General features: G+C 69.8%; 9 protein-coding genes. 5 read left to right on the top strand and 4 right to left on the bottom strand.

Translation table 11 applies throughout. From position 1 onward, the window contains the following. Window positions 1-97: 97 nt before the first annotated feature. The 3 genes from FV228_RS11410 to phaZ all read right to left on the bottom strand — a co-directional run bounded on the left by FV228_RS11410 (window position 98) and on the right by phaZ (window position 4,650). Window positions 98-1,039, bottom strand: coding sequence for an ABC transporter permease (locus FV228_RS11410; protein ID WP_147854736.1), 942 nt, complete (start codon window positions 1,037-1,039; stop codon window positions 98-100). 282 nt (window positions 1,040-1,321) lie between these two features. After that, a complete protein-coding gene (locus FV228_RS11405) occupies window positions 1,322-2,908 on the bottom strand; it encodes an ABC transporter substrate-binding protein (protein WP_147854735.1) in 1,587 nt (528 codons plus the stop codon). 464 nt (window positions 2,909-3,372) lie between these two features. Next, a complete protein-coding gene (gene phaZ, locus FV228_RS11400) occupies window positions 3,373-4,650 on the bottom strand; it encodes a polyhydroxyalkanoate depolymerase (RefSeq protein WP_147854734.1) in 1,278 nt (425 codons plus the stop codon). A gap of 215 nt (window positions 4,651-4,865) precedes the next feature. On the opposite strand from phaZ, the gene FV228_RS11395 reads away from it, so the two are divergent. From FV228_RS11395 to purQ, 5 genes are all read left to right on the top strand, one after another. Next, a complete protein-coding gene (locus FV228_RS11395; RefSeq protein WP_147854733.1) occupies window positions 4,866-6,251 on the top strand; it encodes an ActS/PrrB/RegB family redox-sensitive histidine kinase in 1,386 nt (461 codons plus the stop codon). Window positions 6,252-6,309: 58 nt separating this feature from the next. Further along, window positions 6,310-6,909, top strand: a complete 600-nt coding sequence (locus tag FV228_RS11390) for an ActR/PrrA/RegA family redox response regulator transcription factor (protein WP_147854732.1) — start codon at window positions 6,310-6,312, stop codon at window positions 6,907-6,909. Between the two features lie 120 nt (window positions 6,910-7,029). Next, window positions 7,030-7,263 (top strand): hypothetical protein, encoded by a 234-nt coding sequence (locus FV228_RS11385; RefSeq protein WP_147854731.1) that lies wholly within the window; start codon window positions 7,030-7,032, stop codon window positions 7,261-7,263. 131 nt (window positions 7,264-7,394) lie between these two features. After that, window positions 7,395-7,634: a phosphoribosylformylglycinamidine synthase subunit PurS gene (gene purS / locus FV228_RS11380; protein WP_147854730.1), complete on the top strand. Its 240-nt coding sequence runs from the start codon at window positions 7,395-7,397 to the stop codon at window positions 7,632-7,634. Then, entirely contained in the window at window positions 7,634-8,314 is a 681-nt protein-coding gene (purQ, locus tag FV228_RS11375) for a phosphoribosylformylglycinamidine synthase subunit PurQ (protein ID WP_147854729.1), read from the top strand. Before purS ends, purQ begins: the two co-directional genes overlap by 1 nt. A gap of 334 nt (window positions 8,315-8,648) precedes the next feature. Here purQ and FV228_RS11370 read toward each other — a convergent pair. After that, window positions 8,649-10,011, bottom strand: a 1,363-nt coding sequence (locus FV228_RS11370; protein ID WP_281406486.1) for a penicillin-binding transpeptidase domain-containing protein, incomplete at its 5' end; no start/stop codon positions are given.

Here is a 10,011-nt window from a genome sequence, read left to right as displayed (position 1 = left end):
ACGGCGAGGCCCGCGGGGGGCGGCCCCTTGTGCGGCTTGCCCTTGAGCGACGGGTCCGCGGCGCGCGGCGGACCGGAGAGAGGCGCGACGGTCGCGGTCAATAGCGGATCCTCGGGTCGAGCAAGGTGTAGAACAGGTCGATGGCGAGGTTCACCAGCACGTAGACGAAGCTGAACAGCAGGACGACGCCCTGGATGACCGGGTAATCGCGCCGCAGGATCGCATCGACCGTGAGGCGCCCGAGGCCGGGAATCGCGAACACCGTCTCGGTGACCACGGCGCCGCCGATCAGCAGCGCGATGCCGATGCCGATCACGGTGACGATCGGCACCGCGGCGTTCTTGAGGGCGTGGATGAACAGCACCGGCCCCTGTGCCAGCCCCTTGGCCCGGGCGGTGCGCACGTAATCCTGGCTCAGCACGTCCAGCATGGTCGCCCGCGTCACCCGGGCGATCAGCGCGATGTAGACGAGGCCCAGCGTCACCGCGGGCAGGATCAGGTTCGCGAACCACGGCCACAGGCCCTGCTCGATCGGCGTGTAGCCCTGCACCGGCAGCCAGCCGAGCTCGAGGGCGAACACGTAGGCGAGCACGTAGCCGACCACGAAGACCGGCACCGAGAAGCCCATCACGGCGAGCCCCATGACCAGCCGGTCGATCAGGCTCCCGGCCTTCCAGGCCGCCACGACGCCGAGCGGCACCGCGACCACGACGGCCAGGACCAGGGTGACGAGCATCAGCGAGACGGTCGGCTGCACCCGCTGCCCGATCATCGTGGTGACCGGCAGGTTGGTGAAGATCGAGGTGCCGAGGTCCCCGTGCAGGATCTGCCAGGACCATTCGCCGAACCGGACCAGGAACGGCCGGTCGAGGCCGAGCGAGGCGCGGATGCGCGCCACGTCGTCCGGCGTGGCCTGATCCCCCGCGATGATCGCGGCCGGGTCGCCGGGGGCGAAGTACAGGAGGCTGAAGACGAACAAGCCGACCACCGCCATCACCGGGATGGTGGCCAGGATGCGCCTGCCGATATAGCCGAGCATGGGTCCTCCGCTATCGTGCCGGGTCGAGGGCGCGGCGAGCGCCGCCGCGCGCCCTCCCCCCTCTGCGGGGGAGGGTGGCCCCTGCGTCAGCAGGGGTCGGGCCGGGACGAAGTCCCGCAAGAGGGGAGCGACGCTTCCGAGAGGGGCGCGGCAGGTGTGAAGGCCTCAGCCCGATCCTGCACCGTCGCTCCCCTCTCCCCCCCTGCTTCGCAGGGTACCCTCCCCCGCAGAGGGGGGAGGGAGCGCGCGGCACGCGTGCCGACATGACAACCACCCGCCCCATCACGCCTTCGACACGCCCCAGGTGAACGGGATCGGGCCCTTCACGATGCCCGAGACGGTCTTGCGCCAGGCCTGGTAGCCGAGGAAGAACCCGGTCGGGACGTAGACCACGCCCTCGCAGGCCGCCGCGTTGACCTTGTCGATGGCGGCCTTCTCGGCAGCCGGGTCGGCCGCGTCGAACCACTCGGCGATGGCGGCCTCCACGGGCGGGACGTTGGGCCAGCCGAACCAGGCCTTGTCGCCGCTGGCCCGGACCGCGGGATAGCCCGCCGGATTGATGCAGTCGGCGCCGGCGTGCCAGGTGTGGAACATGTTCCAGCCGCCCTGGGACGGCGGCGCCTTGGACGCCCGGCGGGTGCCGGTGGTACCCCAGTCGGTGGCGACGAAGTCGACGTTGAAGCCCATCTGCTTCAACAGGTCGGCGGTGATGTCGCCCTGCGCCTTGGTGATCCCCTGGTCCTGCGCCACCACGCAGACCACGGGCTCGCCCTTGTAGCCGGCTTCCTTCAGCAGCTTCTGGCCGAGCTTGATGTCGCCCTTGCCGACGCTGCCCCCGCCCGCCTCGCTGTAGAGCGGCGTACCCGGCGTGAAGAAGCCCGGCAGCGTCTTCCATAAGGTGTCGTCGTCGCCGACGATCGCCCGCATGTAATCCTCCTGGCTCATTGCGGTCATGACGGCCTGGCGGATCTTCGGGTTGTCGAAGGGCGGATGGAGGTGGTTCATCCGGAACGACCCGACATTGCCCAGCGGGTCGGCGATGTCGACGTTGAGGTTGGCGTTCTTGCGCAGGAGCGGCACGAGGTCGGAGATCGGGTTCTCCCACCAGTCGACCTCGCCGTTCTGCAGGGCCGCCGAGGCGGTGGCCGCGTCCGGCATGATCACCCATTCGACCCGGTCGACCAGGATGTGCTTGCCGCCCGCCAGCCACGAATTCGGCTCCTCGCGGGGCTTGTAGCCGGCGAATTTCTGGAACACGGCCCGCGCGCCCGGCACCCATTCGTTGCGCACGAAGGTCATCGGGCCGGAGCCGACATACTCGGTGATCTGCGTGAACGGGTCGGTCTTGGCGATCCGCTCCGGCATGATCAGGGCCATCGGGGCGTTGGTCTTGCCGAGCGCGTAGAGGAGCTTCGGAAACGGCTTCTTCAGGCGCCAGCGGAACGTCCGGTCGTCGACCGCGGCGAGGTCGTCCTGGATGCCCCGGATCATCAGGCCGATCGGATCGCGGGCCATCCAGCGTCCGAGGCTCGCCACAACGTCCTTGGCCAGCACCGGCTCGCCGTCGTGGAAGGTCTGGCCGGGCCGCAGCCGGAAGGTCCAGGTGAGCTGGTCGCCCGAGACCTCCTCGGATTCGACCATCTGGCGCTGCGGCTTCAACTGCGCATCGACGCCGTACAGCATGTCCCAGACGAGGGTGCCGGCGTTGCGCACCACGTATTGCGTGCCCCAGATCGGATCGAAGTTGGCGAGGTTCGCCTGGGGCACGAAGCGCAGCACCTTGGCGCCCTGCGCCACGGCCGGCATCGCGATCTGCGGGGCGGCCAGCCCGAGTGCGGCCGAGCCCTTGAGGAACGTCCTGCGGTCCATCGTGATCTCCCTGGCCGGCGGGATCTCGATCCCGGCCACCGGCCCGCACTCCGGGTGCGTCTGTGAATCGGTCGACGGAAGGCCCCGGCCATGTATCGCGGCCGGGGGAGGCTGGATTTTCACACGATCAGCAGCATGCGCCAGTTCCCTGCTACCGCAAGACGGTTTTGGGGAATCGAATTCCAGTTATCCGCATCCTGTTGGCGCACGGCCTCGTCCGGCCGGACGAAGGCCGGCAGGGGACACGGAGGGGCGGCGGGGGATCGGCGGTCATCGTGCTCACGGATACGGCCTCGCAAGGCTCGCGCCACCGTGAGTGGAAGAGAATTCAAAATGCAGCGGAATCGCGGGCTGAGACTCGAGCGTCCGGGGGGGCTCGCAGCCCCTTGACGGAACTCCGGGTACACCAGGGCTCCGCCCTGGACCCGCGAAAGGTCGCGGACCTTTCGAAACCGGGACTTACGTCAGCCCACCTGGCGCAGATGCGATCCGCGCGTCCCGGCTTCCGCCTGCTGGGCGCGGATAAAGGCGGCGATCCGGGGGGCGATGACCGTGCGGTAGCGGGAGCCGTTGAACACCCCGTAATGCCCGACGCCGGCCTGGAGATGGTACGCCTTGCGGGATTCGGGCAGGTTCGGCGTCAGGTCGAGGGCCGCCTTGGTCTGGCCGACCCCGGAGATGTCGTCGTTCTCGCCCTCCACCGCCAGGATGGCGCAGCGGCGGATCGCCTCGAGATCGACCGGGGTGCCGCGGTGGCGCATCCGGCCCTTCGGCAGGTCATGATCGACGAAGACCGTCTGCACGGTCTGCAGGTAGTATTCCGCGGTCAGGTCCATCACCGCCAGATACTCGTCGTAGAAGTCCCGGTGCTTCTCGGCCGAGTCGCCGTCGCCCTTCACCAGGTGGTCGAACATGTCGGAATGGGCGGTGACGTGGCGGTCGAGGTTCATCGCCATGAAGCCCGACAGCTGCAGGAAGCCGGGATAGACCCGGCGCCAGGCCCCCGGGAAGATCGGCGGCACAAGGCTGATCGTGTTGCGCTCGAACCAGGTCTGGCCGCGCTCCTGGGCGAGGCAGTTCACCGCCGTGGGCGAGCGGCGGGTGTCGATCGGGCCGCCCATCAGGGTCATGGAAGCCGGCACCACGGGCGCGCCCTTGGCCTCCATGAGCGCCACCGCGGCCAGGACCGGCACCGCCGGCTGGCATACCGCCATGATGTGCAGGTCCGGCCCGAGGACCGCGAACATCTCCTGCAGGTAGTCGATATAGGTGTCCAGGTCGAAGCGCCCCGCCGCCAGGGGCACCATCCGGGCATCGTTCCAGTCGGTGATGTAGACCCGGTGGTTCGGCAGCATCGCCTCCACGGTGCCGCGCAGCAGCGTGGCGTAGTGCCCCGACATCGGCGCGACGATGAGCAGCTTCGGCTCCGGCTCGGCGGGCGGGGTCAGGAAGGCGCGCTCGAACGCGATCAGCCGGCAGAACGGCCGCTCCCAGACGACCCGCTCGCTGACCGGGACCGCTGCGCCGTCGACCAGCGTCTCGGCGAATCCGAAGGCCGGCTTGCCGTAGCGGCGGGTGGCACGCTCGAACATCTCGCAGCCGGCGCTGACCGCCCGGGCGTAGGGTCCGTAGGCCAGGGGATTGCCGGGCATCTGGAGGGCGTGGCGGGTCAGGTCGGCGGCGAGCCGGGCCGGCGCCATCATGGCGCGGGCACTCTCATACATCGCGTAAGCCAGAAGCATCGCCACCTCGCGTCCCGGGACTGCCGGCGGAACGCCGACAGGCGAAAAGCCTGATGCAACCCGTGGTGCCAGCCTAAGGTTCCACCCTGAACGATCGCGGAACATCCGCACCCCGGGGCGACTTGCCCGTCACGACCCCGCCGGCTCGACGGGGCCGCACGTCTGCCCAAGCTCTGCGCCCGTGAGGATTCACGCGGCGCTGCACCGATGCACGCATGCCCGACAGCAATCTCAACGGCCTCGTCCGCAACGCCCGGCACCTCCGGCTCGACACCTTCGTCCGCCTGCGCTGGCTCGCCATCACCGGCCAGAGCGCCGCCGTGGTCGGGGCGCAGTTCGGCCTGGGCCTGGCGCTGCCGTTCGGCTGGTGCTTCCTGGTGATCGCCACCTCGTCCTGGCTGAACCTGGCCCTGCGCATCCGCTTCCCGGCGAGCTACCGCCTGAGCGACGATTCCGCGGCCCTGCTGCTGGCCTTCGACATCGTGCAGCTCGCGGCACTGCTGTTCCTCACCGGCGGCCTGCAGAACCCGTTCTCGCTGCTGTTCCTCGCCCCCGTGCTGATCTCCGCCACCGCGCTGCCGCCGGAGCGGACCCTGGCGCTCGGCCTGCTCGCCGTGGGCCTGGCGACGCTGCTCGCCCTGGTGCACCGGCCCCTGCCCTGGTTCTCGGACGGGCGGATCGAGTTGCCGTTCCTGTACGTCTCGGGGGTCTGGACCGCGATCCTGCTCGGGACCGCCTTCACGGGCGTCTACGCGTGGCGGGTCGCCGAGGAGACGCGGCTCCTCGCCCAGGCCCTGGCGGCCACCGAACTGGTGCTGGCCCGGGAGCAGCACCTGTCGCAGCTCGACGGTCTCGCGGCGGCGGCTGCCCACGAATTGGGCACGCCCCTCGGGACGATCATGCTGGTGACCAAGGAGCTGATCCGCCAGCTCGGGCCGACCGCCTCGCCGGCGGTGGCCGACGACCTGAACCTGCTGCGCGAGCAGGTCGACCGCTGCCGGGGCATCCTGGGCAAGCTCACGTCGCTCGACGGCGACGGCGTCGGCTTCCTGGAGACGGTGACGTTCAGCCATCTCGTCGAGGAGTTGGTGGCGCCCCAGCGCGCGCTCGGCGCGGTGCTCGACATCTCCAGCCAGGGTGAGGGCCCGGAGCCCGCCTGCCGCCGCAACCCCGGGGTGATGTTCGGGCTGGCCAACATCCTCGACAACGCGGTCGACTTCGCTGATTCGCGCGTCACCGTGGAAGGCCGCTGGACACCGGAGCGCGTCTGGATCGAGATCCGCGACGACGGTCCGGGCTTCTCCAGCGAGGTCCTGCTGCGGGCGGGAGAGCCCTACGTAACCACCCGCAGCGCCGACCGCGCGCAGACCGGCGGGACCGTCGGGGCCGGCCTCGGCCTCGGTTTGTTCATCGCCAAGACCCTGATCGAGCGCTCCGGCGCCCAGATCGCGCTGATGAACGTCTCGGCGCCGGAGGCCCATGGGGCGATCGTGCGCGTCTCCTGGGCCCGTCACATCTTCGAACGGGGGGCAGCCCCGCGTCATTCGCCGGAACTCAATATCCACGCGCCCCTGCCCCCGGGCGATGTCGTCCCTATATGAGGATCAGACCAAGAACTGACCGAATAATTCCCTTACGAAAACCCGAAAGGAGTACCGGATGCTGACGCAGCCCGGGACCACGACAGCGATCGATCCTGCCGTGATCAATGAAGCCGATCCCCTCGCCGCCTTCACCGATCGCAGCCTGCTGATCGTGGACGACGACAAGCCGTTCTCGACGCGGCTCGCCCGCGCCATGGAAAGCCGCGGCTACCACGTCCAGGTCGCCGACAGCGTGGCCGACGGGGTCTCGGCGGTCGAGGCTCGCCCACCCGCCTTCGCGGTGATCGACATGCGGCTGGGCGACGGCAACGGCCTCGACGTGATCGCCCGCCTGAAGGAGCGCCGCCCCGAGGCGCGGGGCGTGATCCTGACCGGCTACGGCAACATCGCGACCGCCGTCACGGCGGTGAAGCTCGGCGCGTTCGACTACCTCGCCAAGCCCGCCGACGCCGACGAGATCCACGGCACGCTGATGGCGCAGCCCGGCGAGCGGGCCGACCCGCCCGAGAACCCGATGTCGGCGGACCGGGTCCGCTGGGAGCACATCCAGCGGGTCTACGAACTGTGCAGCCGCAACGTCAGCGAGACCGCCCGGCGCCTGAACATGCACCGCCGGACCCTGCAGCGGATCCTGGCCAAGCGCGCGCCGCGCTGACGTCGGGAACCGGACGATCCCGGCTCCCGCGGTTGCATAGCCCCACGCCTCTGGGCTAGCTGCGCGGGTCCCGGGATCGTTTCGTTCCGGGACCTCGCAATCGACCGGGAGACGGGTCTCGTGAACGGGCGCAACGCCATCACCATCGTGAGCATGATGGTCCTCGTCGGCACCGAGGTGTTCGCCGTCGCCATCGCAGCCGGCTGGGCGCTCGCCGGCCTGTTCGACCTGGGCGACCGGGTCGGCCACGTGCTGATGGGTCTCTTCAGCCTGTTCGCCGCCTGGATCATGCTCCAGCTCTGGCGCCGGGCGACCAGCATCGAGCCGATCCGCACCCGGGCGACGCCGCGCTAGCCGCGCCGTCCGTCCGACACGGCGTTCGACAGGCCGGCGGCCTTCCTGCTAGGGAACGCGCGACGGCCGCCCGTGTAACGACGCCGCGGGTCGCGCCCACGTTTTCGGCTGCGCGTGAGACCGGAAGATCCATGAAAGCCCGTATCATCGTCACCTTGAAGACCGGTGTGCTGGACCCGCAGGGCAAGGCGATCGAGGCCGCGCTCCGGTCGCTGGGCGTCGACGGCGTCGACAGCGTCCGGCAGGGCAAGGTGTTCGACCTCGAAGTCTCCGCCGCCGACGGCGCGGCCGCCGAGGCCACCCTGCGGACGGCCTGCGAGAAGCTGCTCGCCAACACCGTCGTCGAGAACTACGCGATCGAGATCCTCTGATGCACGCTGCGGTCGTCGTCTTTCCGGGTTCGAATCGCGAGAGCGACGTCGCCCGGGCCCTGCGCCGGTCTGGCGCGCGGGTCAGCATGGTCTGGCACGCGGATCCGGATCTGCCGGCCGGGACCGACCTCGCCGTCCTGCCGGGCGGCTTCTCGTACGGCGACTACCTGCGCTGCGGCGCGATCGCGGGACGCGCAGCCGCCATGGACGCGGTGCGGGCACACGCGGCGCGCGGCGGCCTCGTGCTCGGCATCTGCAACGGCTTCCAGATCCTGTGCGAATCGGGCCTGCTGCCGGGCGTCCTGATGCGCAACGTCAACCGCCGCTTCATCTGCCACCGCCAGACGCTGCGGGTCGAGCGCACCGACACCCGCTTCACCAGCGCCTACACGCAGGGGCAGGTCATCGACGTCTGCGTCGCGCATGGCGAGGGCAACTACTTCGCCGACCCCGATACGCTGGCGCGGATCGAGGGCGAGGGCCGCGTGGCGTTCCGGTACTGCGACGCCGCCGGGGCCATCACGGTCGAGGCCAACCGCAACGGCTCCCTCAACGCCATCGCGGGGGTCTACTCGGAGGGCGGCAACGTCCTCGGGATGATGCCGCACCCGGAGAACTTCGTCGAAAGCCTGATCGGCGGCACCGACGGGCGCGGTCTCTTCGACAGTCTCGCCGCGTGAGCTTTTGGCTGAAAACTGGTTTTTAACCGGCGATTAAGGTTCACGGGGCATAAAGAGGCATCCAGAATTCTGGATATCGAGTTGGATGGTTCCGTCCGCTCTGTTTGATGCCTCCCTGATGACTCTCCCAAGCCGCCCCCAACCGGGCGGCTTTTTTCTGTCTTTGGGAGTTCAGCGCCGCCACATCGCCCGCCTCGTCATCCCGGGGCCGCGAAGCGGAACCCGGGATCCATAACCGCCGACAGATCAAGACCTCGCACCGTCGGCGGTTATGGGTTCCGGGTTCGCCTGCGGCGCCCCGGAATGACCGGGTGGTTCATCCTGCGGCCGTTCCTCAGTAGAGCCCGCCGGCCTGGGCGGCCCGGTCGGGGTCCGCCGGGACCGCCGCGGGGGCGGCGCTCTGGGCCGGGGCGACGTAGGAATCGGGCGGCGCGGTGCCCGGCTTGAACGCCTCCAGGATCGTGCCGGCGCCCTCCCCCGAGCCGGCGCGGGTGCCGGAGCCGAGGTTCACGCGGATCAGCTTGATCCCCGGGGGCACGCGGAACGGGGTCGGCGGCTTGTCCTTGAGGGCGACCTTCAGGAACTCGAGGGCGATCGGGGCCGCGAGGCCGCCGCCGGTGGCACGGTCGCCGAGCGAGCGCGGCTTGTCGAAGCCGATATAGATGCCGACCGCCAGATCCGGCGAGAAGCCCACGAACCACGCGTCCTTGGCGTCGTTGGTGGTGCCGGTCTTGCCGGCGAGCGGCTTGCCGATCTGCTTCAGCAGGGTCGCGGTGCCGCGCTGGACGACGCCCTCCATGATCGACACCATCTGGTAGGCGGTGAGCGGGTCGAGCACCTGCTCGGAATCGTCCACCAGCTTCGGCTCGTCCTGGCCCGACCATTTCTCGGCGTCGCAGCCGATGCACTTGCGGTTGTCGTGCCGGTAGATGGTCTCGCCGATGCGATCCTGGATGCGATCGATCAGGGTCGGCCGGATGCGGCGCCCGCCATTGGCGAGCATCGAGTAGGCGGTGACCATGCGCATCACCGTGGTCTCGCCGGCGCCGAGCGACATCGGCAGCACCGGCAGCAGGTCGTCGTAGACGCCGAAGCGGCGGGCGTACTCGGCGATCAGCGGCATGCCGACATCCTTGGCGAGCCGGACCGTCATCAGGTTCTTGGAATGCTCGATCCCGTACCGCAGGGTGTGCGGGCCGCCGGACTTGCCGTCGTAGTTCGAGGGCGTCCAGGACTCCTGGCCGGGGCCGGCCTCGATGGTGATCGGCGTGTCCTGCACGATCGAGGCGGGCGTATAGCCGTTGTCGAGCGCCGCCGAGTAGACGATCGGCTTGAACGAGGAGCCGGGCTGGCGCATCGCCTGGGTGGCGCGGTTGAACTCGGATTCGTCGTACGAGAAGCCGCCGACCATCGCGTGGACGCGGCCGGTATTGGGGTCCATCGCCACGATGGCGCCGGACACCTCGGGCTTCTGGCGCAGGCGGTACTGCCCGCGGCCGCCATCCATCGCCTCGACATAGACCATGTCGCCGGGCTGGAGGTTCGGGCGGCCGGCCCAGCGCATGCCGTCCGGGGTGATCACGCCGGTCTCTCGGTCCTTGCCGACCTGGCCCGAGGCCTCGCGCCGGGGCTGGAGGCCGACCTGCACGCCGCCGCCGCCATTGCCGAGCACCACGGCGAGCCGCCAGGGCGCCACG

Origin of the sequence: Methylobacterium sp. WL18 (assembly GCF_008040015.1) — a bacterium.
In the GTDB taxonomy this organism is placed as follows: Bacteria; Pseudomonadota; Alphaproteobacteria; order Rhizobiales; family Beijerinckiaceae; genus Methylobacterium; species Methylobacterium mesophilicum.
The sequence above is the reverse complement of the archived record's forward strand: the minus strand, read 5'-3'. Positions and strand labels throughout refer to the sequence as shown.

Excerpts from the sequence above, each read along its gene's own strand:
- phaZ (WP_147854734.1), bottom strand. The coding sequence starts at position 4,650 with ATGCTTCTGGCTTACGCGATGTATGAGAGTGCCCGCGCCATGATGGCG.
- purS (WP_147854730.1), top strand. The coding sequence starts at position 7,395 with ATGAAAGCCCGTATCATCGTCACCTTGAAGACCGGTGTGCTGGACCCG.
- FV228_RS11390 (WP_147854732.1), top strand. The coding sequence starts at position 6,310 with ATGCTGACGCAGCCCGGGACCACGACAGCGATCGATCCTGCCGTGATC.
- purQ (WP_147854729.1), top strand. The coding sequence starts at position 7,634 with ATGCACGCTGCGGTCGTCGTCTTTCCGGGTTCGAATCGCGAGAGCGAC.
- FV228_RS11410 (WP_147854736.1), bottom strand. The coding sequence starts at position 1,039 with ATGCTCGGCTATATCGGCAGGCGCATCCTGGCCACCATCCCGGTGATG.
- FV228_RS11395 (WP_147854733.1), top strand. The coding sequence starts at position 4,866 with ATGCCCGACAGCAATCTCAACGGCCTCGTCCGCAACGCCCGGCACCTC.
- FV228_RS11405 (WP_147854735.1), bottom strand. The coding sequence starts at position 2,908 with ATGGACCGCAGGACGTTCCTCAAGGGCTCGGCCGCACTCGGGCTGGCC.